20 protein-coding genes and 1 tRNA gene are annotated in these 20,999 nt (G+C 39.8%); 9 read left to right on the forward strand and 12 right to left on the reverse strand.

The features are described from left to right. Nucleotides 1-116 precede the first annotated feature (116 nt). The 4 genes from VF06_RS26060 to VF06_RS26080 all read right to left on the reverse strand — a co-directional run bounded on the left by VF06_RS26060 (nt 117) and on the right by VF06_RS26080 (nt 1,818). Nucleotides 117-190 (reverse strand) — tRNA-Pro (locus tag VF06_RS26060). Between the two features lie 118 nt (nt 191-308). After that, nucleotides 309-674: a DUF1818 family protein gene (locus VF06_RS26065; RefSeq protein WP_099068623.1), complete on the reverse strand. Its 366-nt coding sequence runs from the start codon at nt 672-674 to the stop codon at nt 309-311. A gap of 106 nt (nt 675-780) precedes the next feature. Next, nucleotides 781-1,299 (reverse strand): hypothetical protein, encoded by a 519-nt coding sequence (locus VF06_RS26070; RefSeq protein WP_099068624.1) that lies wholly within the window; start codon nt 1,297-1,299, stop codon nt 781-783. A gap of 282 nt (nt 1,300-1,581) precedes the next feature. Further along, on the reverse strand, nt 1,582-1,818 hold the full coding sequence (locus VF06_RS26080) for a DNA-directed RNA polymerase subunit omega (protein ID WP_094351515.1): 237 nt from the start codon (nt 1,816-1,818) through the stop codon (nt 1,582-1,584). 224 nt (nt 1,819-2,042) lie between these two features. Here VF06_RS26080 and VF06_RS26085 point away from each other — a divergent pair, with 224 nt between their 5' ends. Continuing rightward, entirely contained in the window at nt 2,043-2,462 is a 420-nt protein-coding gene (locus VF06_RS26085) for a fasciclin domain-containing protein (protein WP_099068625.1), read from the forward strand. Between the two features lie 102 nt (nt 2,463-2,564). On the opposite strand, the gene VF06_RS26090 is transcribed toward VF06_RS26085, so the two are convergent. Further along, nucleotides 2,565-4,022: a glycoside hydrolase family 13 protein gene (locus VF06_RS26090; protein ID WP_099068626.1), complete on the reverse strand. Its 1,458-nt coding sequence runs from the start codon at nt 4,020-4,022 to the stop codon at nt 2,565-2,567. Between VF06_RS26090 and VF06_RS42175 the strand changes: the two genes are divergently transcribed. From VF06_RS42175 to VF06_RS26105, 3 genes are all read left to right on the forward strand, one after another. Further along, nucleotides 4,017-4,214 carry a hypothetical protein gene (locus VF06_RS42175; protein WP_143861760.1) on the forward strand — a complete coding sequence of 66 codons (198 nt, stop codon included), beginning with the start codon at nt 4,017-4,019 and terminating at the stop codon, nt 4,212-4,214. The genes VF06_RS26090 and VF06_RS42175 overlap by 6 nt on opposite strands. Before the next feature lie 240 nt (nt 4,215-4,454). Then, nucleotides 4,455-6,182 carry a S8 family serine peptidase gene (locus VF06_RS26100; protein ID WP_099068628.1) on the forward strand — a complete coding sequence of 576 codons (1,728 nt, stop codon included), beginning with the start codon at nt 4,455-4,457 and terminating at the stop codon, nt 6,180-6,182. Between the two features lie 114 nt (nt 6,183-6,296). Further along, nucleotides 6,297-6,596 (forward strand): hypothetical protein, encoded by a 300-nt coding sequence (locus VF06_RS26105; RefSeq protein ID WP_099068629.1) that lies wholly within the window; start codon nt 6,297-6,299, stop codon nt 6,594-6,596. A 43-nt stretch (nt 6,597-6,639) separates the two neighbouring features. Here the strand turns inward: VF06_RS26105 and VF06_RS43520 are convergent, their stop codons facing one another. From VF06_RS43520 to VF06_RS26130, 6 genes are all read right to left on the reverse strand, one after another. Beyond that, entirely contained in the window at nt 6,640-6,762 is a 123-nt protein-coding gene (locus VF06_RS43520) for a CU044_2847 family protein (RefSeq protein ID WP_306419401.1), read from the reverse strand. Further along, on the reverse strand, nt 6,759-9,629 hold the full coding sequence (locus VF06_RS26110; protein ID WP_180267366.1) for a CHAT domain-containing protein: 2,871 nt from the start codon (nt 9,627-9,629) through the stop codon (nt 6,759-6,761). The genes VF06_RS43520 and VF06_RS26110 overlap by 4 nt, the downstream gene beginning before the upstream one ends. A 166-nt stretch (nt 9,630-9,795) precedes the next feature. After that, a complete protein-coding gene (locus VF06_RS26115; RefSeq protein WP_099068631.1) occupies nt 9,796-10,425 on the reverse strand; it encodes a tetratricopeptide repeat protein in 630 nt (209 codons plus the stop codon). A 177-nt stretch (nt 10,426-10,602) separates the two neighbouring features. After that, nucleotides 10,603-11,532, reverse strand: a complete 930-nt coding sequence (locus VF06_RS26120) for a tetratricopeptide repeat protein (RefSeq protein WP_099068632.1) — start codon at nt 11,530-11,532, stop codon at nt 10,603-10,605. Further along, nucleotides 11,532-13,145 carry a serine/threonine-protein kinase gene (locus VF06_RS26125; protein ID WP_099068633.1) on the reverse strand — a complete coding sequence of 538 codons (1,614 nt, stop codon included), beginning with the start codon at nt 13,143-13,145 and terminating at the stop codon, nt 11,532-11,534. The genes VF06_RS26120 and VF06_RS26125 overlap by 1 nt, the downstream gene beginning before the upstream one ends. 7 nt (nt 13,146-13,152) lie before the next feature. Then, complete coding sequence (locus VF06_RS26130) at nt 13,153-14,781, reverse strand: helix-turn-helix domain-containing protein (protein ID WP_099068634.1); 1,629 nt, start codon at nt 14,779-14,781, stop codon at nt 13,153-13,155. A 167-nt stretch (nt 14,782-14,948) separates the two neighbouring features. On the opposite strand from VF06_RS26130, the gene VF06_RS39525 reads away from it, so the two are divergent. The 5 genes from VF06_RS39525 to VF06_RS26160 all read left to right on the forward strand — a co-directional run bounded on the left by VF06_RS39525 (nt 14,949) and on the right by VF06_RS26160 (nt 20,083). Next, nucleotides 14,949-15,467 (forward strand): hypothetical protein, encoded by a 519-nt coding sequence (locus tag VF06_RS39525; RefSeq protein ID WP_143861761.1) that lies wholly within the window; start codon nt 14,949-14,951, stop codon nt 15,465-15,467. Nucleotides 15,468-15,805: 338 nt separating this feature from the next. Further along, on the forward strand, nt 15,806-16,189 hold the full coding sequence (locus VF06_RS26145; RefSeq protein WP_099068637.1) for a hypothetical protein: 384 nt from the start codon (nt 15,806-15,808) through the stop codon (nt 16,187-16,189). Nucleotides 16,190-16,903: 714 nt separating this feature from the next. Then, nucleotides 16,904-18,193, forward strand: coding sequence for a glucose-1-phosphate adenylyltransferase (locus VF06_RS26150; RefSeq protein WP_099068638.1), 1,290 nt, complete (start codon nt 16,904-16,906; stop codon nt 18,191-18,193). A gap of 47 nt (nt 18,194-18,240) precedes the next feature. After that, nucleotides 18,241-18,801, forward strand: a complete 561-nt coding sequence (locus VF06_RS26155; RefSeq protein ID WP_099068639.1) for an AAA family ATPase — start codon at nt 18,241-18,243, stop codon at nt 18,799-18,801. A 286-nt stretch (nt 18,802-19,087) separates the two neighbouring features. Then, the gene (locus tag VF06_RS26160; protein ID WP_099068640.1) at nt 19,088-20,083 is read left to right on the forward strand and encodes a DnaJ C-terminal domain-containing protein; all 996 of its coding nucleotides are present in this window, start codon (nt 19,088-19,090) and stop codon (nt 20,081-20,083) included. 72 nt (nt 20,084-20,155) lie between these two features. Here VF06_RS26160 and VF06_RS26165 read toward each other — a convergent pair whose 3' ends face one another. Then, nucleotides 20,156-20,821, reverse strand: a complete 666-nt coding sequence (locus tag VF06_RS26165) for a glutathione S-transferase family protein (RefSeq protein WP_099068641.1) — start codon at nt 20,819-20,821, stop codon at nt 20,156-20,158. Nucleotides 20,822-20,999: the final 178 nt, after the last annotated feature.

Consider the following 20,999-nt stretch of genomic DNA (forward strand, 5'->3'; position numbering starts at 1 on the left):
GAGGTTTTTTTGCCATAGCAGTTTCATACCAATTAAAGGCTGAAAATGGCAATTTTTTACTTATCTGCTAAATTAAGGAGAATGATTGAACTTAGCTTATAATAAGCTTTTATCAATCGGAGCGGCGGGATTTGAACCCACGACCTCCACTACCCCAAAGTGGCGCGCTACCAAGCTGCGCTACGCCCCGTAAAATAATTTTGGATTTCAGATTTTAAATTTTGGATTTTTCCAATTTCAAACCTTGAATCCGTTTATTCACTTTCGCTATTCTAGCATGTAGGCAAATAAAAGTCTAGATATTAGCTTTAAAAAACTTTGAGTATTGCAGTGGCTTGCAGTAAATCTCCGACAGCACAAGCATCCCATTTACCTTCAACACATCGCCCTGTATTCAAGATGAAACGTAGGCTGTAGGCGTGGGGATAACCTTCGACCTCCATCCATAATAAATCGCTTTCAGCTTCACAGGCGATTTTCTCTTCTTCCATTAATTCTGTTGCGAGTTGCTTGATGGTGTCTGCTAGCTGTGCCAACAGGCGGCAAAAATCATTTAATTCGGCTTCGGTTAACTCAATTGCCCAGTCGTCGGTACCTATTAAACCTTTAAATTCAGGTGCATCGGGGTTCCAGCCAATACGCCACCCAGATCCACTTTTGACAACGCGTTGCATAATTTAGTGAGGAGTGAGGAGTGAGGAGTGGGGAGTGAGGAGTTTGGAGTTTGGAGTTAGGAGTGAGGAGTTTGGAGTTATTAAATTACAACTCTTTACTTTGGTATTATTTAAGTAATTGTGCGCCTCCACCTTGGGGTGGCTGTGGAGTTGTTGAGGTGGTGGGGTCGGCTGTGGTGTTGGGGCGAGGGGCTGATGTGTTTTGGGTATTAGGATTAAATATATTGACTAAAACTTCCACTAAAGCATTTCGCTGACTGCGAGTTAAACGAGCGATCGCAGCTTTATCGCCATCTATGGGATTTTCCCGCAGTGTTTCGTTTCCTGGATAGCTACTATCATACATAACTTCATTTGCACCCAGGTAATCAGCCAAAGTCAGTTTCCAATCCAAGCGATAAATTGGGGAACGCCCTTTGGTGTAAACATGATATCTAATCAACCGAGTTGCTAGGGTATTGTTTTCAGCAACTTTGCCATTTTCTTTGTTTATATATTTATTTTCCCGTGGAAAATCTGGCAATTTTTGGTAAACTATTTGCCAAACATCACTAGGCGTGATTGTCTGTGCTATCCCTGGTTGGTTAGTAAATAAAGTGGAACCCAAAATAATTAAACCCAGCATTAACGCAAATAGTATTGGTGAGTACTGAGTTTTGAGTTTTAAAAGAACTAATTTCACAAAAATTTTCTCTTTTTCATATAACAATATTTTGGGCGTTGCTGAGTGCAAGTATGAATTCAGAAGTCAGAAGTCAGAAGTCAGAAGTCAGAAGTCAGAAGTCAGAAGTCAGAAGTCAGAATTCAGAAGTCAGAAGTCAGAAGTCAGAAGTCAGAAGTCAGAAGTCAGAAGTCAGAACTCTTAACTCCTAACTCCTAACTCCTAACTCCTAACTCACCACTATTTTTACAGTTCGCCAATAATTTCTGGCTGAGTCAATTCATCGGACATTTCGATAATTGCCCTTAGCACTGGCTTCATCATTGCATCTTCATTGCTTTCAAAATCTTCATAACGCCGACGTTTGGCACGATTCGCCACCTGAACCGTAATGCGGTAACGATTTGAGGCTGCACTGATCAAATCCTCAGCACGGTGCATAATTTGAGACTGTGTTGTCTCGAACTTAGAACGCTTTAGCATAGTTAGTGGTTCTTGGGGACATTCTCCAGTGTAACAGCACTAAGCGGTTGTGGATTTGGCGTAGCAAATCTGTTGAGTGTTGACTGTTAAGCGTCAACGATGGTGAGTGACTGTGCGATTTAAAAGGTAATAGCTTGAATGTATCTGCAACCTTTCTGTTGATAGAGGCTAAGAGTATTTGAGTCACTTTATAAGTAACTTGTAGTATTAACTGATGCATCTTTATGGCTGACCTTGTGGAAACTGCGATCGCAGCAAAAAATTTCAATACACTGATAAAGGCTGTTAAAGCTGTAGACCTCATAGAAACTCTCAAAAGTCCTGGTTCTCTAACACTTTTTGCACCCACTGACGAAGCTTTTGCCAATTTGCCAGAGGGAACTTTAGATTCGTTACTACAAGACATTCCCAAGCTGAAAAAAATTGTGGCATATCATGTGGCCAGTGGGGATGTCAGGTCTGATGACTTGGCACAAATTAATGAAGCCGAGACACTCGAAGGGTCAATTGTCGCTATTGAATCTGTCAACGACAAAATTAAGGTGAATAGCGCCAATGTCATCAAAACAGACATTTTGGCAGACAATGGCGTCATCCATATTATTGATGCAGTGTTGATGCCTGCAATCGTGGCAGGGAAGTAAAAAGGGAAAAGGGGAAAGGGCAAAGGGGAAAGGGAAAGGGGAAAGATTAAATTTATTCCTTTTCCCTTTTCCCTTTAACCTTTTCCCCTGCTTCCCCAGTCCCTAGCCCAAAATACAACCGCTACGTTCAGGAATAGTTAATGACAACTGCTGAGTTTCTCCTTCACTGTTCCACTCAACTTCAGCACTACCATATAAGAGTTTGTTGGGTTGAGTTTGCAAACTGGCGATATCTACAGTTGCTGTTACCGGACTTGTCCCAGCGTTGACGGCAATTATCAATTCTTCTTTCTCCAAAGTTCGCGCAATGATGTAAAGTTGCCCTTGAGCGTAGAGAACTTGGTAATCACCTGTACGCAATGCTGGGTAAGTGTGGCGGAGGGCAATTAATTGGCGGTGAGTATTGAAAATTTCTCGGTTCCAGTTAGCCTCTAAGGGAAAACCACGGCGTGAGTCTGGGTCTATGGCGCCGGGTAACCCAACTTCATCGCCATAGTAGATACTGGAAGCGCCGGGAAAGGTGAGTAGCAGTAGAGTTGATAATTCTATGCTGGGTATGTCACCACCAGCAATGGTCATCAATCGGGCTGTATCGTGACTTGCTAGCAAATTGAGTTGAGTCAGCTGAATTTCCCAAGGATAAAGTTCGAGTAATTCTTGGATTTTGGTGGCGTACTCGGCAGCAAATAAGGGTGGATAAGGTTTATAATCGCGGCTTTGCACTTGATCTAAGACTACGCGATCGCCCGCCGCAAAGGCAATTGTCGGCCCAGCAAACAAATAATTCATCACCCCGTCAAATTGCGTGCCATCTAGCCACTCACGCGAATCTCCCCAGACTTCGCCGACAATGTAAGCTTCAGGATTGATGGCTTTGACGCGATCGCGAAACTCTTGCCAAAAACCAGGGGTTTTAATTTCAAATGGTACATCCAATCGCCAACCATCAATGCCGAATTTAATCCAATATTCGGCAATTTCCATAATGTATTCCCGAACTTCTGGATTGTCGTGGTTAAATTCTGGCAAAGCGCGATTTCCAGCCCAACCCACATAGTTAGCAGGAAAGTCACCGTTGTAAGCCGAAAGCGGCCAGCCTTCTATTTTGAACCAATTTACCCACGGTGAATGCGGCCCATTTTCTAAAACGTCGTGGAAAAAGAAAAATCCCCGACTGGAATGGTTAAAAACTCCATCCAGAACGACTTTGATATCTCGTTGATGGGCGGCGTCTAGTAATTCCTTAAAAGCTTCGTTGCCCCCCAGCATGGGGTCAACTTGATAATAATCATGGGTATGATAGCGGTGATTGCTGGCGGATTGAAAAATCGGTGTAAAGTAAATGGCGTTAATGCCCAAATCCTGGATGTAGTCTAAGCCTTCGAGGATGCCCCATAAATCCCCGCCTTTGTAACCTTGCAGCGTTGGCATTGCCTCCCAATCTTCCCAACGGGTGTCATGCAACAGGCGTTTGTGTGGCTTTTTACTTCTTGCAAAGCGGTCTGGAAAGATTTGGTAGAAAACAGCGTGCTTCACCCAGTCTGGTGTTTGAATTTGCATGAATTATTCTCAGTGGCTTCAGAAGCGATCGTTGCAGATATTAGCTTCTTTGTGGTTCCTACTTATGATAGAAAATTGAAAATTGGGCGTGGGGCATTGGGCGTGGGGCATTGGGCGTGGGGCATTGGGCATGGGGCATTGGGTATGGGGGAAAATTCATCCGATCAGTCAACAGTCAACAGTCAACACTAAACTTAGTTTTTTACCCAAAAATTGTCAGGAAAAATTATTAATTTAATTGAAATATTTAATAAAATTTAATGTTTGTTGAATTAACTTTATCCGTAATGACTTAAGGGAGTACTGGATTATTTTTATAGATTATCAATTATGTCAAGGTGTATTCAGTCCTAGTAGTAGAAAAGGAAGTTAGGATTCACAATATCGATTGTTATGGTTCTGAGCTTCCAATAAATTTAATTTGAGGCAAAAATGAGACACGATAAACTTTCTCCCGGATTACTTTTGGCTTTTGAAGATTATCAAAATGAAGGAGAACAAGCTTTAGTTACACATAAGCGATCGCTCGGTATTATTGCTAATAAAAACACAGTCAAACCAACTAAAAGCGTAGTTTTTATTTACTGCGATTCTGATGCAGACTTGAGTTATCTATCACAATATAATATTGAAGTCAATCAAAATTCTGGCAGCGTCCGTACAGCTTTCTTGCCAATAAATGCTTTAGATGTCTTGTCTGAAGAAGATACAATCCAACGTATCAAACCATCACGCAAACTTCACCTAAGGATGGATGTTGCACCCGGAAAAGTCAAACTGCCGGAGTTTAAAAACCAAACTGGACTCACTGGCAAAGGCGTAATTATTGGCATTATAGATAGTGGCATTGACCCGAAACACCCTGCTTTTGCTGGCAGAATTTTACACATTTGGGATCAAACACTCCCAGGCCCAGGAGTCACAGAAGGACGCTACGGGGCTGAATTTTCAGGGGCGCAACTGACAATTTCTCAGGATACCGACGGACATGGAACCCACGTTGCTGGAATCGCTGCGGGTGCGGATGCTAGCTATGGCGGCGTAGCACCAGAGGCGGAATTAATTGTAGTCAGGTCAGATTTACAAGATGCCCACATTGCCGATGCTGTGCGCTATATTTTCCGAGTGGCCAGGGAGTTGGGACGCCCAGCGGTGGTGAATCTCAGCTTGGGTGGACACGCCGATGCCCATGATGGTAGTGATTCTCTATCAAAGGTGATTGACGCGGAAACCGGCCCTGGGAGAATTGTTTGCTGTGCTGCGGGTAACGAAGGAAGCATTAATATTCACGGTCAAGCAACCATACCTAGCGATCGCACCCGTGGTATGCGCTTTAATGTACCTTTGAATCAAGTAGGCATCGTTTGGCTAAATGGTTGGTATTCCAAAGACAGTGAGTTGGAAGTATCGTTGCGGAGTCCCAATGGTTTTGTGACTCCCTTCCAAAAAATCATTACTGACGGTAATCCTACACAAGAACATAAATTACCCGATGCAAGGGTGGAAATCGTCACACCAGGCCCAGACCAAGCAAACGGCGACCATAATTTCTTTGTCCAAATACGCGGTAACGGCCCTTCCCCAGTCATGGGAGGCATTTGGCAATTACGCCTACGCAATACCTCTACCACTGATACACGTGTGGATGTGTGGACATTAGATGATATGTCATCAGTATTTTTTACAGGTAAAAGCGTCAAGGATGCAGTAAAAATTGGTTCGCCAGGAGCCGCTAGCAGTGCCGTTACAGTTGCAGCTTATACTACCAAAGCCAAGTATACAGATATTGATAACCAAATACGAGAAATGGGCTTAGATTTGGATACTATTTCCGAATTCAGTAGCGAAGGCCCTTTACGCAATGATGCCCAAAAGCCAGATATAGCAGCACCGGGAGCAATGATTGTTTCTACGCTTTCTGCTGATGCTAATTCTGCCCGTTCGTCGATGGTTAATTCTAAGTTTGTGGCCATGGCTGGTACGAGTATGGCTACACCTTTCGTCACTGGCTTAGTTGCATTACTCCTGCAACGCGACCCCCAACTAGACCCGGCTACTTTGAAAGATTTGCTACGTAAAAATAGCGCCATTCCCGGAAAACCCGCAGGCACATTCGATGAAAAATGGGGTTATGGCGTGATTAATGCCTTAAATCTGTAATTAGATTGAGCAAGGTGGATATTATTTCTGTACAAGGGTAGGCAATAAAAAACTAGAAATTTGATAAGTTAGGGTAGGCAATTTTTACCTACCCTATTTACTAAGGAATTGTTTATGAATTATCAAAAGCTAGACCCTGCCCTTGCTACAGCGTTAAATGACGCTCAAGATTTAGAAAAACCGAGCTTGGGCGTTTTTATCCATACCGAACCAATTTTAGACTCTAATGCAACTGCTGTTTTAGAAAATTTTGGCGTTAGTGGTGTTACTAGTGGTAAGGATATTTTTACAGCAACACTGTCACCCAATGCCATCTCTCAATTATCAGAACAACCTTGGGTGAAGTTTTTGAAGCGATCGCAGCAATTACATTTGGTTAATAGGAGAATAAATACAGGGAAGTTGGGTGTTTAATGGGCATTGCCTAACCCTACGCTGTGCCGATAAATTTTGACTGTTAGTGTGAATCAGGTTTTTGTTTTTCTGGAAACTTACACTTCACCTCAATTTCCAGATTACTTTCAGCTGAACCTTCGGGAATGTAGGGTATGCCTGCTTTGCCACCTAAAGTATCCTTTATAAACCGTTACCGATTAAAAAGAATGGTGCCCAATAATGGGGATGACTGAGATTATTGACTACGTTGGGTAATACGTTGTTACGTGTAGATTGGAGAATTACCCTATCTTGTTGGGAACCTATTAATTTGAAGTCACCTGTAATCATAATTACTTGTGCCTGACGTAAAGCTTCCGTTTTGCTAATATTCCCTTGATGTAGTAAGGCGTAGAAGGTGTTCATTAAGATTTGTGTGCCTCCATCATCAACGGGCCATAAAGAAGCGATCGTGGCTTTTGCTCCTGCATTTTGCATCTGGTAGCCAAAGCCTAAAATTTCTGCCCCATTACCATTATTTATACCGCCTATTCCAGTGTTGCAAGCACTCAATACTACTAAATCTGCTTTTATCTGTAATGTTTGAATTTCAGGCATTCTAATTATATTGCCATCACCTAATAGAATAAATGACTCTTCTGGCTGACCAATAACAAAATGTGCATGAGTAGCCAAATGCACAAATGGGTAATTTCTCAAAGAGTACATAGTTTGTTTTTGATTAAACTGCTCGTCAATTAATGTTTTAGTTTTAGGTATGATGGCAGCTATGTTTTCTACTTCTTTACCTGCAAAAGGCAAACTCTCAAAACCTATTGATGCAAAACCCACATTTACAATATGACGGTTAGTTGTAGCTCCTGCTAAGATTTGAAGTTGAGGTAAGGGTTGACGATCAAATCTTGTGAAACTAAGGGCAGTAATATAGTTTGTGTTAAATCGTTCTACTAACCATTGCTTACCATCATATAATGCTGCTAGCGGTATATAACGTAATTGCCCATCTGGTGCGTAAATAATTGTTTTGGCTTTGGCAGCAGCTAGTCCTGATTCTATTGGTTTAATGAGCCATTTATATAGTTTATTAGCTGGAGTTTTAACATCTAAGCTTGGATTTTTTAAAGCTTGGCTGAAATCTGAAATTGCTCGGTTAATTTCTTGCTTTTTTACATCAACTTTATAATGAATTGGTGGTGTATAAGATGTAGCAACAACAAGTTCTAGACTATTTTCTGAAATTAAAGGATAGAGTAATACGGCATTCTCATCTCGTTCATGTAGACTCTGTAAAATCCTTTGAGAGTCTGTAAGAGTACTTAAAGGTACAATATGATCCCGAATAGTTGGATTAATATCTGCTATGTAGCGAATAACTTCTGGACTTTTGAGAAAATTCAGAAATTCCTGAATAATTTCAGATTCCTTGTTTTCTAGTTCTATAATTTGCTCTATTTGATTTGGGGTTCGTTTATCGAGTGGAGTTTTTCTGAATTCTGCAAGTTTTCTACCTAATTGAATTTGTTGAGTCAAAATATCATTAAAACCACGATTAATTTGTTGTTCTTGTGGTAACACATCAACTCCTCTACTTGTGATGTCGTTACCTCTGACATTATGCAGGTAATCATCTATTTCTTGGACTTTTAACAAGTCTAAAACTTGTAGTGCTTCTAGAATTCTATCTTGTTGTAATAGTAAATCTGCAAGATTGCGATAAGTATCAGCAATAGTGTTAGTGTAAGATTTCTGTTGTGCGTTTGGGAGGAGACGTAAATCTTTACGAATGGACTCAGTTATATTAACTGATTGCTTATAAAATAAGATGGCTAATTGTGGTTGATTTTGTTTGATGAGGACATCGCCAATGTTAGCCAATGTGATTCTCTCACCAGGGCGATCGCCAATTTCTTTACGAATTGCTAAGGCTTGCTGATACAATGTCAGTGCTTGTGGGAATTTACCTTGATTTTTGTATACTGTGCCGATACTATCAAGGGTATTTCCTTCAATGCGGCGATCGCCTGTTTGTTGCACAATCCTCAATGCTTCTTCAAGGTATTTTAATGCTTGAGAAGATTGACCTAATAATTGATAAGTATATCCAATATTATTGAGCGTATTACTAAGACTTGATTGCCTGCCTATTGTTCTAAAAACTCTTACAGCTTGCTGATAAAAAGATAAAGCTTGGAAATATTGCTTTTTTTCATCGTAGGCAAAGCCCACATTATGAAGAGTTTGCCCTTCACCCGTTTTATCGCCAATTCGTTTTTGTATCTCTATCGTTTGTTGATAGTATTTAATTGCTGTATCATATTGACCAAGCCGATTATATACTAATCCAATATTGTTGAGAGAAGCGCTTTGTACTTCTAAATTGTTAGCAGTTTTAGCAAATACTAGAGATTGCTGGTAATAATCAAGGGCTTGGTAATAATTGCCTGTTAAGTAATATACAGTTCCGATGCCGTTAAAGTTAAATGCAAGATATTTCAGATTACCAACTTCTCTACTAATAGCGAGGCTTTGGTTATAGTATTTTAGCGCCTCGCTATATTTACTTTGAGACTGATATATATCTGCTATATTTTTTAAGGTACTAAGAGTACCTTCTTTATCATTAAATGCTTGGCTAATTGCTAAAGCTTCATGATAAAATTTTATTGCTTGAGAATATTGAGACAGATTATTATAAACTGCCCCTAGAGTATTTAATGTATCACGTATATTGCTTTCATAGCCTATTGTCCTCTCAATAATTAAAGCTTGGTTTAATAAATTTAGGGCTTCAGGGTAATTGGCAAGATACAAGTAAGTCTTGCCTAACATTCGTAGAGTATCTGCAACATCAGAATGAGATTGAATATTTTGATAAATTGCCAAAGCTTTTTGAAAAGTGAGCAAAGCTTGTTGGAATTGACGACTACTGTATTCATCGATACCTTGGTTAAATAGTCGCTTTGCTTCTTTTTGTTGTCTTGAGTCTAGCGAATCAACTTGATGCGATAAATTTTGTGATTTAGCTGGTAATACATATAGTGATTGAGTCAAAAAAGTTAATATGGTGACTGTTAGCACCCTCAAAAGTTGGAAATAAAAAGAGTGCATAAAAAATAATTATAATGACTTAAAAAATAATTGGGCGTTGTTTGAATTTCATTTTCAAATCCAGTAACGTCGATAATTGGAATGAAAAATTATTTTTTTATTTTTTCAGTTATTTCTTTACTGGAGGATAGATTATAGGTGGGTTAATAGTTTCATCCCCAGGCTGTTCCGTTCCATCAATAAGGTCTGGATCTATCCGATCAAATAGTCCAGTAATCTTAGTATGATTAACAAAATGCTTGAGTGCTTTCTTATCTTTAGTATCGTTATAAATTGATATTGCTGACTCATAAAATTTTATTGCTTGTTCTTCATGAACTGAGCCAATGATTTGCAATGTGTCAGCAATATCCTTTTGATTACCAATTTCTTGACGAATATCTAAGGATTTGTAGTAAGCTTCTAAAGCTTTTAATAGTTCGTTAAAAGTTTTATAAACCCATCCAATATTTAATAAAGCTACTGCTTCGTTTTGCTGATTAGAGATTTCTTTCCACAGCTTTATAGATTTTTTTAAAGAATTTAATGCTGATTCTTGTTGTTGCAAGCGAGCATAAGTTACACCAATATTATTATAAGCACTAGCGATACCAGCTTTATCTTTATGCTTTTTATAAATTTCTAATGCTTGTTCGTATAAATTTAAAGCAGTATTAAAATCAGAACTATCTTTACCTTGCATTAATAATTGCTCTGCATCCTTGGTAGAAGAAGTTTGAGAGCTTTCTGCATCTTCCATAATTTAACTGCCTTTAAAAATATTTTTAAGTAATTTTATAATTTATGTAGGAACTACAACAATAAGTTTTATTGCCACAAGAATCGATATGTAGAGACGTTGCACTGCAACGTCTCTATCTACACGGATTTTGATATTATGCAAAATTTTTTTTGATACATGAAATCAGCAACGCCGTCAAATAGATTTTAGTTCCTCTATCACTACATCCAGTTCCTTCACTCGCTGAGTATTACCCAAGGTTTTATGACTATCTCGCGCTTGGTTAAACCATTTTATAGCTGCTTTCTCGTCACCAATTTCTATATATAACTCTCCCAAAGCTGTGGAAATCTGTGCTTGTTCTGGGATATCTCGTGCTGCGATCGCTAGTTGAACAGCTTGAAGATAGTTCAATTCCGCTTCCATATTAACACCTGTTTCCCAGTAAAGTTCACCGAGTTTTTTATATAAAGCAGCTTCTTTAATACCACTAGCTATTATTTTTTCTAGTGTATCAATTGCCTCAGCTTTCAATCCAAATCCACTGTAAATGTAAGCAGTTGCTAACGCTTTATTCTTATCTGTAAGTTCTTGATTATCTAGTATTGCTTTCACAATCCCTACTTCTGGTGTTGGCAATAATCTGAACCCTTGCTGAGATGCTTCTTCATCTTGGGATGATTTGCCATTATCAGCTGTGATAATTAGCAAATATTCCACACCTGGTTCTAGTTTAGGTTCTCCAGCATATATAGTCTCATTTTGCTCGGTTGTAGTTTGCCAAATTGTTTTGTCACCCTTAACCAAGCTAGCTGTGTACTGTTTAACCCCAAGGGGAGAATTCCAACGCAGCTTTGGTTTATTACTTAAAAGTAAAGTATGGCGGGGACTAATCAAATAAGGGATATTTGCTAAACTGGGGTCACGCGGATCGCCAGTCCTAGCGCGTCTGCATGTGCTACTTTGGGCAAGTATTATCTGAGGTCGCTCAAAGCCAAATGCTGTGTGAATATTAGGTAGTGCTGTTAACATTACCAAAAACAATAAAATACCTGCAAACCAAACAAAAGTTTTGGTAATTATGCTTTTTTGTTTCCATTTTTTTAGTAGTTCTTGCAACTTCATCACTCAATTCCAGTATTTTTAGATTTTGTATTCTGTTGTAAAGTAGCTAAAATTTTTCGCGCCTGATTTCTCCATTCATATTCTTCTGGAGTTTTTGGTTCCAAATTAAGGCATTTATGTAAATCAGGTAGTGCTTGTTGTTTTAGTTGTTGTAATTCTAGAAGCTGGACGTTTAAACAGTAGGCAGAAGGGCGCATAGATGGTATAGTCATTGCCTTTTTAAGATAGGTTTGTGCCTCTTCGTAGCGTCCTAATTCCATGTTTGCCCAGCCTAAGTTTTTCAGTATGGCATATTTTGTTTTATCTTCAGAGGCAGAAGGAAGTTCTTTTTCTAGCAATGATACTGCTTTTAGTGATTGTTTCTGTAGAATATATAATCGCGCTAAATTGTTATATGCATCTACCCAGCCCTGTTTTATAGCTCTTTTGTATGCCGCTTCTGCTTGATTGAACTTATTTTGGTCTTCGTAAAGTAAACCCAAATTGTAACTAGGTTCTGGCATCTTTGGGTCAAAAATCAACGCTAAACGATAATACAATTCGGCATTCACCAAATTTTTACTATCAATTCCCAATTCGTTTAGTTCAAAAGCTATATCAGGGGCAGATTTCCACAAATTAAAACCTGTAAATAATAACAAACTGGTTATTATCCATTGCAATCTACGTTGAAGAGGTTTCTTCTTAGTGATTTTGTGCTTTGTGCCTAAATGACTCAAGCCTGGTATTGTAGCAACAAGCTTTGAGAAAAGTGTATTTTGTGTACTTTTTCCTAAGTACTCTAAAATTTCTTGGCAGTTTTGCGATCGCTGTCCGGGGAAAGGAGCTATTAATTTATCTATCAAGTCTGCAAATTCAGATGAAACTTGTGTTGCATAATCGCGCCATAATAATTCACCAGTTTGGGGATTTTTGGGAAAATCAAGAGGTGATTTACCAGTGAGTAAATATACAAAGCTGCGTCCCAGCGCGAAAAAATCAGACTGTGGTACGGCGTGTCCCTCTGCTTGTTCTGCTGGCGTGTAACCTGGAGAAATCAGGACAGTACCAGTTTCGTGACCTTTTTGTTTTTGGAGGTAACTTTCAGTTACTTCCCGCACCGCACCAAAATCAATCAGCACCAATTGTCCATCAGGTTTGAGCATGATGTTAGAAGGTTTGATATCACGATGGAAATACTGATGTTGATGCAATTCATTGAGAATTTCTACCAGTTGGATTAACCACTCCTGGGCTTTTTGTGTGGTGATGGGTTGATTACCTTGTGCTTTTAACCACTCTTGCAAGTTAGAACCGGGAATTTTCTCCATCACCAAACAGTGCAACGGTTCACTGCCTTCAGACCAAGTAAAATACCCATCTGGTTCTACACGGGGAATCCCAGGATGCTGAAGCCGACTCAACAGTTCTGCTTCTCGTTTAAATAAAGCGATCGCTTTCTGCTTTATAATCGAACTCTGGAAACGCTCTAACTTCAAAACCTTTAATACTTTGGCAACACCGCCATCATCCACTTCAAAAACCTGACCGAAACCACCGCCACCAATTTGACAGATAACTCGGTAGCGACCTTGAAGTACTACTCCTGGACGAATCATGGCAGATGTAATCATTGCTTATTTACTCTAATAACAGAAGTAAATTATGTTCTGTGTAACCCATAACTGGGGAGATATTTTCACGTACCTGTGCAAGCAAGTTTTGTAGATGCACTTCCATCACTTTAGTTCCCATGACTAGGTACAGACGTTCTTTAATCCGTGTGAGGATGAGACGTACTTGTTCTGCTTGGATTTTGTCAGACTCTTGCTGAACTAAGGCGTGGCTTTTAAGTAACCTAAGTTTTTCAACAGAGTTAGTTGCTATTGCTTCATGGATTTCCTGAACAATTTCTTCTATAAATATACTTGTAGCATACTTCATTACAACAGGCTGTAAAGCGAACAAGATGGTAGTATTAGGTGATGCTTGCTCTTTTTCGATCAGCGCCCTTCGTCCCAAGGATTCTAAGACTGGCAACAGTTCCGAACTCGATACCCCAATTCCTAAGTTTGCTTTTAATTGAGTAAGTGAAAGTGGTTGACGTGCAACTGCTAACCAATAGATGATTGCCTTTTCTAAACTAGATAAACGTTCAAAATGTTGATCGAGAAGATTAGCAAAAATATCTCCAATTACTAGAGAACTTTGTCCCATAAATTCAGAAACATTCCCATTAAATAAATCTTTAATTGTGGTAGCAATAATTTTTAATGCAGCAGGATGACCCCGGTATAGTTGAATTAGTTCATCTAAACCATTTTCTGTGCCAGCAAAGCCTTTTGTAACTAAAAGCTGTTTGCCATAGGTTGATTTTAAGCCCTTGATTTGTAGCACTCGCACAGGTAAAGACTCGCCTGCTAGAGTTGCTATTTCTATGGGTTTTTCTCGACTTAGTAGCAACAAACTGCTTTGGTGGTGTTCCTGTCCCACTCGTTTGAGCAATTCACCATAAAGTTCATAGCCCTGACGATAATAACCAGCTATATCTGCATCTCGGAGAATTGTCTCCCAATCATCAAGTATCAGCAAACAGCGATGAGTTCGTAACGTTTGCAACAAGTGAGATAGTTGAGCATCTATTGTTGCTGGTATCTCTGTTTTTCGTTCACTCTCGATAAATTCATTGACATCAGTTAGTGCTGTTAATAGAGGTGGTGCATGGCGGAGACTGCGCCAAATCAAATATTCAAATTCACCTTGAATTTGCTCTGCCAGTTTAGCAGCAAGGCTTGTTTTACCAATACCTCCCATACCCAATAATGCCACTAATCGACAGCCATCTTGAACTATCCATTGGCTAAGGACATCTAGTTCATCAACACGACCAAAGAATACAGATACATCCATAAATTCAGACAAATTTGTATGCTTTGGGATTTGTAAATGGCTTGCTTTTGAATTAGTTTTGTTTGTGTGTTTTTCTGGAATTTTTACATTTTGTTTATAGCGTCGTAATACCGCTCTAAAATTACTTTTTGTCACTTTTTCACCAAAAGCATTTGTGAGCGATCGCCACAATTGAAATCCAACATATTTAATGTATTCCGGCTGATAATCTAAATCTTCTGCAATTTGTTCGTAAGTTCGTCCTTCCCATATTTTGGAAAACATATCTTGCTGAACATTACTTAAAGATTCTGGTTTCAGAGCAGCTTCTATAATTTCTATAGCTTCGTTAATTGTTAGAAATGCGTCTTCAGAATTCATGTTTATAAATACATCTTTAGTAGTAACTAACTTTTTATAACTTTGGAAATTTGATTACAAAAAATTATAACTTGAAACATTATAACTTTGTATAAATTTTTATCACCGACAATTCAAAAATACTTCCGTATCTTGAATACATAAGTTGAATTCAGGGAAATAACCCAATGAAAAAAATTACAGTTTCTACTTTGAGTGCATTGTTGATGACTTCTTCAGCCCTGTATTTCTCATTACCATCATTAGCTAACACCGCGTCAAGTCTTTCCGATTCTTTAAAAACACCAACAGTTAGCCAAAAACTAATCATTAGTGTTGCACCCAATTGGAAAGATAAGTTTCCAAAAGTAAAAAATGCCATGATTGCTGAGTTGGAAGGGCATCTCCAAAAATTAGCTCGTGGTAACCGAGGAAAAGCTTCTGTTGATGTCCTAGAAGTGCGTGGAGCCAAATTATATATAAAGGCAACAATCAGACATCATCATGTTTGGAAAAAGCCTTGGCCTGCGAGTGGATATGTAACTGTCTACAGTCTCACAAATACAATTGAAACCTCATTCGATCCACTCAATCCAACTGCAACTCTTGACAAAACCCGCCTTTGCTTTAATTTAGCTCCAAAAATTGGTGGTGGAAAAGTTTGTGTTTCCGCAGGTGACATTGTGAGGATTGTTGCATTGCTTTAATAGTAAAACTGTAGATTAAGTCCTCAAAAATTTAATCTACAGTAGCTAAATTCAAAAACTAGAAAGGAAACAGAAAAACCTTATCTTGCATAGTAGTCTGCCAACCCAAAAATGCGCTTGTGACGGCTGGGGAAAGGGGAAAGGGAAAAGGGTAAGGGATTTAAACTCTTTCCCCCTTCCTTCTTAACCTTTACCCCGCCAAGCGAACGAAGGCGAACTAATAGGTTCTTTTTTCTCAATCCAACATATTCAAGACTTTGTTGGGTTTTGCGATCGCTCAATCCAACATACTTTTCTACTCAGTTCAATTATTTCCAAAATTCAGGTATACCACATTTATGTCTAGATTCAGAAAAATAATTCCTGTATTCAGTTTAGTTACAATAGGTTTTCTCTCGGTACAGATTCCGGTTCAAGCTGAAGTACAAACATTAATCACTACAGACAAAAGCAGTTGTTCAGCTATCTCACATCAGAAAATTCAAAAAACTGGAAATAGCTTCACAAACAGTCTGTATTCAAGACAAATTCAGAGTAACGCTAATAATCCTGAACAGAAAACACAAGAAATCCGTTTTCCAATTAAACAAATTTGGTGGTGTGTTAAATGCCAATCAGGTATCAAAAGAAGCGTAAAAGCATACACAGAAGTAGATGCAGGATTTAAAGCATGTGGTGTTCAAAGTTTTAGTGTAAGGAGAGGTAAATGCCCAGAACAATAAAGCTGCAAGATATCAGGTCATCTAGAACACCGATTCATTAATAAGTAGGTCAACTTAATTAAACATAAAACAATGGTAGTGGACTGACACAGCTAAAATAGTGCATTAATAAACTCTTGTGGGGTGGGCATCTTGCCCGCCCGGACGGGTGAGGACACCCATCCCACAATAAAATCTATTGCAACATTTAAGGCTTGCCACGCCACTACAATCTGAATATTGAATCGGTGTTCTAGTTGCTATGTTGCTGGGAGATTGCGCGGCTTGATTAACTGTCCCATTGCTACTGTATCTACTCAAACTGAAAAAGTTTTATGCGATCGCCACAGCTATTCAACAAGCGTATTCCCAACTGAGAACAGCAAAAACATAAACTTCATCATCATAAATCTAAAAGCAGGCTCAGGAGCATCAATAACCACTTAGTTATCGAAGAAACTCTAGCTAAAATAAAATTACTTTGTATGAAAAATTACTTTTATAAAATTTCAATAGTCCTGCTAATCTGTAGTTGTGACAGTGTTATAATTTAAAATCAATAAAATATTGTACTAATTAATACTTTTGTTGTCTTGGCAAGTAGTCAATAATACCATTGAACATCAGCAGCATTTTTTAAAATTCATCCCTGAGATTCTTTGCTCCCCCCTTACCAGCTGCAACATACAGTCCTAAACTGAAAATGAGAGTTGAAAGGCAGCTGGGAGAAATTTTGTGAAAAAAGTTTTATCAATCATCCTTGGTGGTGGCGCGGGGACTCGGCTTTATCCCCTAACCAAACTCCGTGCTAAACCAGCAGTACCAGTGGCGGGGAAATACCGCTTAATCGATATCCCTGTCAGTAACTGCATAAATTCCGAAATATTCAAAATTTATGTTCTGACACAATTTAACTCAGCTTCCCTGAATCGTCACATTGCGCGTACCTACAACTTTACTGGCTTCAATGAAGGGTTTGTGGAAGTGCTAGCCGCACAACAAACACCAGAAAACCCTAATTGGTTCCAAGGTACAGCAGATGCGGTGCGTCAGTACCTATGGTTAATGGAAGAATGGGATGTAGACGAATATCTAATTCTCTCAGGCGATCACCTCTACCGTATGGATTATCGCCAGTTTATCCAACGCCATAGAGAAACAGGGGCTGATATTACTCTCTCAGTCATTCCCATTGATGAGCGTCGCGCCTCAGATTTTGGCTTGATGAAAATTGACAACTCTGGTAGAATAATAGACTTTAGTGAAAAACCGAAAGGTGAAGCGTTAATCAAAATGCGTGTTGATACAAGCGTTCTGGGATTAACAAAAGAACAAGCCCAAGAACAGCCTTATATCGCTTCGATGGGGATTTATGTCTTTAAAAAAGAAGTTTTGTTCAAGTTATTGAGAGAGAGTACTGAAAGAACTGATTTTGGCAAAGAAATTATTCCTGATGCCTCAAAAGATTACAACGTTCAAGCTTACCTTTTTGATGACTACTGGGAAGATATTGGAACAATCGAGGCATTTTATCACGCAAATTTAGCCCTGACTCAGCAGCCCCAGCCACCTTTTAGTTTTTACGACGAAGAAGCACCAATTTATACCCGCGCTCGTTACTTACCTCCGACCAAACTATTAGATTGCCAAATCACAGAATCAATTATTGGCGAAGGTTGCATTTTAAAAAATTGCCGCATTCAACATTCAGTTTTAGGAGTGCGATCGCGTATTGAATCTGGCTGCGTCATCGAAGAATCTTTGCTCATGGGTGCAGACTTCTACCAACCTTCTGTAGAACGCCAATGTAGTTTAGTCAAAGGTGAAATTCCCGTAGGTATTGGTACCGACACCATCATTCGTGGTGCCATCATCGATAAAAATGCCCGCATCGGTCATGATGTGAAAATTATCAACAAAGATAACGTCCAAGAAGCTGACCGCGAAAATCAAGGTTTCTATATCCGTAGTGGGATTGTAGTTGTGCTAAAAAATGCCGTAATTCCTGATGGAACTATCATTTAATAGTTAAAAGTTAGGAGTTAGAAGTTAGGAGTTAAAAGTTAGGAGTTATGAGTTATGAGTTAGGAATTATAAATCAAAATTCTGAATGCTCATCACTTTTAACTCTCAACTCCTCACTCCTCACTCCTCACTCTCAACTCCTCACTCCCCACTCTTCACTTTTATTGCTGATTGGTCTTCCAGGTAGTGGTAAATCAACTCTGGCAAAACAATTAGTGGCACAATGCCCCCAGGTGCAACTGATTTCTACAGATGCTATCCGGGGGCAATTATTTGGTTCCGAAGCTATTCAAGGATCGTGGCTATTAATTTGGCGAGAAGTGGAACGGCAATTTCAACAAGCTATTTCCACCGGTAATACAGCAATTTTTGACGCTACCAACGCCCAACGACGCAATCGCCGTGAGGTCATTACCTTAGCGCGTAACCTTGGCTTTGGTCACATTACAGGAATTTGGCTCAATGTGCCAGTTTGGCTGTGTTTAGCACGTAATAAAAAGCGATCGCGCCAAGTTCCCGAAGAAATTATCTTGCGGATGCACCGTCAACTCCGGGATGCGCCCCCAAGTCTAGAAGAAGGATTAGACAAGCTGATTCGCTTTCTTTGAAATTGGGGGCATTGGGCATTGGTAAGAGGGGGGAGACAAGGGAGAAATATTGCTACCTTGTCCCCCTTGTCCCCCTTGTCTCCACACCTCCCCACACTCCCCATCTCCCCACTCCCCACTTTTTCAAAGTACGGAAATTGCGATCGCCCGGTGAGCAAGAACCACACTTGATTTTGTATATTGTTTGTTAATTTAAAGTCAGATTCTTTTTGCTTGGCAATTATACCTGGCAAACTAAATATCTCTTATCTTAAAAAAATAACGGAAAGTTTTATAGGAGGCTGGTATGGCTGCAACGGACTTCAAAGACTATTACGCAATTTTGGGAGTTAGTAAGACTGCCAGTCAAGAGGAAATTAAACAAGCTTTTCGCAAACTAGCCCGCAAATATCATCCTGATGTTAATCCAGGCAACAAACAGGCAGAGGCACGCTTTAAAGAAATTAATGAAGCCTACGAAGTTGTCTCAGACCCAGATAAACGCAAAAAATACGACCAATTCGGTCAATATTGGAGACAAGCTGGTCAAGGTTTCCCGTCTGGCGGCGCTGGTGTCGATATGGGCGGTTTTGATTTTAGCCAATACGGCAATTTTGATGAGTTTATCAATGAGTTACTAGGACGCTTTGGTGGTGGTAGTCCTCGTGGTGGGCGACAAACCTATTCTTACCGCACTTCCACAGGTGCCCCAAGTGGTTTTGGTGGCTTTAATGATTTTGGATTTCAAGATGCAGGCGCTGGTACTAGCCAAGATAGTGAAGCTGCTATCACTTTAACTTTTGGTGAAGCATTTCATGGGGTGCAAAAGCGCTTTAGTTTGGGCAATGAAACAATTGATGTTCGCATCCCCGCTGGGGCTAAAACTGGTACTCGCCTACGCGTGCGGGGTAAAGGGCAAATCAACCCCATGACTCAACAACGGGGGGATTTATACTTAAAAGTCGAACTTCAGCCGCACTCGTTTTTCCAAATGGAAGGTGATAATTTGGTTTGCGAAGTGGCTATTACACCAGATGAAGCAACCTTGGGAGCATCAATTGATGTACCCACACCGGATGGTATGGTTAATGTCAAGTTACCAGCAGGTGTGCGTTCTGGTCAATCATTGCGGTTACGTGGCAAAGGCTGGCCTCTAGCCAAGGGTGGACGGGGCGATCAGTTGGTGAAGGTGGCGATCGCACCACCAAAAGACCTCAGCCAACAGGAACGGGAGTATTATGAAAAAATCCGCGCTATACGTACTTATAATCCCCGCAGTCATTTGTCTCAAGTCAAGCTGTAAGAAAGTTATTATCAAGCACCTATCTAAACAAAGCCTGCCTATAGGCGTAACATCAGCGCTATAGGCAGGTTTTTAACTAGCATTCTGCTGTGCCATTCTTGCTACCACAACAGACTTGAAGGCTTGAATTACCTCCGGAGTAGCCTCAGTAGCTTGCCATGCCGGACGTGCTATCAAGCGATCGCACCAAGCATTGAGTTTCGGATAGTCATTTAAGAAAATGCCTACTCTTGGTAACCAATTTACTACGGTTCCAGCCACAACTTCAGCTAAAGTTAGGTGTTCGCTGCCAAAATAAGGGCGATCGTCAAGTAAGCTTTCCAAAAACTTCAGCACTGTTGAAATTTTCTGCTTTGCTTGCTCAATTTTTTTTGGTTCCGCTTCAGGTAAGCCTAATATCTGAGGTAAAAATGTGGTGGTTGCTGGCAAAAGCTGATTCACAGTTATCAGTTGTACCATACGTGCGATGGCCAAATCCTTTGCATTTTGAGGCAGCATCACAGGTGTCGGATATTTTGCTTCTAAATAGTCCAGAATTGCCAAGGATTCTACGACCTTCAAATCGTCATCTACCAAAACTGGAATCTGATGAAAAGGATTAATCGCTAAAAATTCTGGTTTCAACTGCTCCCCATCCAGTTTTATTTCTACCAATTCAAACTGAATTTCTTTTTCTAGCAGAGTAATCCAAACGCGCCGCGAATTGGGAGAAATCGGCGAGTGATAAAGGGTCAGCATCAGAAAACCTCATACTTTATACTATTTTACTTCCAAGGTATCTGAATACCTAGTACTAAAAAGTTAACTTATACCAATTTGAAAAAATAATGCAACACATAGACAAGACCCCTCCCCAACCCTCCCCTTGGCAAGGGGAGGGTGCCGTCAGGCGGGTGGGGTATCTGTCGCAAACATT

It is taken from the genome of Nostoc linckia z4, assembly GCF_002608075.1.
GTDB lineage: Bacteria > Cyanobacteriota > Cyanobacteriia > Cyanobacteriales > Nostocaceae > Nostoc > Nostoc linckia.

Excerpts from the sequence above, each read along its gene's own strand:
- VF06_RS26115 (WP_099068631.1), bottom strand. The coding sequence starts at position 10,425 with ATGGAAGATGCAGAAAGCTCTCAAACTTCTTCTACCAAGGATGCAGAG.
- VF06_RS26130 (WP_099068634.1), bottom strand. The coding sequence starts at position 14,781 with ATGAATTCTGAAGACGCATTTCTAACAATTAACGAAGCTATAGAAATT.
- VF06_RS26080 (WP_094351515.1), bottom strand. The coding sequence starts at position 1,818 with ATGCTAAAGCGTTCTAAGTTCGAGACAACACAGTCTCAAATTATGCAC.
- VF06_RS39525 (WP_143861761.1), top strand. The coding sequence starts at position 14,949 with ATGAAAAAAATTACAGTTTCTACTTTGAGTGCATTGTTGATGACTTCT.
- VF06_RS26100 (WP_099068628.1), top strand. The coding sequence starts at position 4,455 with ATGAGACACGATAAACTTTCTCCCGGATTACTTTTGGCTTTTGAAGAT.
- VF06_RS26145 (WP_099068637.1), top strand. The coding sequence starts at position 15,806 with ATGTCTAGATTCAGAAAAATAATTCCTGTATTCAGTTTAGTTACAATA.
- VF06_RS26085 (WP_099068625.1), top strand. The coding sequence starts at position 2,043 with ATGGCTGACCTTGTGGAAACTGCGATCGCAGCAAAAAATTTCAATACA.
- VF06_RS26155 (WP_099068639.1), top strand. The coding sequence starts at position 18,241 with ATGAGTTATGAGTTAGGAATTATAAATCAAAATTCTGAATGCTCATCA.
- VF06_RS26125 (WP_099068633.1), bottom strand. The coding sequence starts at position 13,145 with ATGATTACATCTGCCATGATTCGTCCAGGAGTAGTACTTCAAGGTCGC.
- VF06_RS26070 (WP_099068624.1), bottom strand. The coding sequence starts at position 1,299 with ATGCTGGGTTTAATTATTTTGGGTTCCACTTTATTTACTAACCAACCA.
- VF06_RS26065 (WP_099068623.1), bottom strand. The coding sequence starts at position 674 with ATGCAACGCGTTGTCAAAAGTGGATCTGGGTGGCGTATTGGCTGGAAC.
- VF06_RS26105 (WP_099068629.1), top strand. The coding sequence starts at position 6,297 with ATGAATTATCAAAAGCTAGACCCTGCCCTTGCTACAGCGTTAAATGAC.
- VF06_RS26160 (WP_099068640.1), top strand. The coding sequence starts at position 19,088 with ATGGCTGCAACGGACTTCAAAGACTATTACGCAATTTTGGGAGTTAGT.
- VF06_RS26120 (WP_099068632.1), bottom strand. The coding sequence starts at position 11,532 with ATGAAGTTGCAAGAACTACTAAAAAAATGGAAACAAAAAAGCATAATT.
- VF06_RS26165 (WP_099068641.1), bottom strand. The coding sequence starts at position 20,821 with ATGCTGACCCTTTATCACTCGCCGATTTCTCCCAATTCGCGGCGCGTT.
- VF06_RS26090 (WP_099068626.1), bottom strand. The coding sequence starts at position 4,022 with ATGCAAATTCAAACACCAGACTGGGTGAAGCACGCTGTTTTCTACCAA.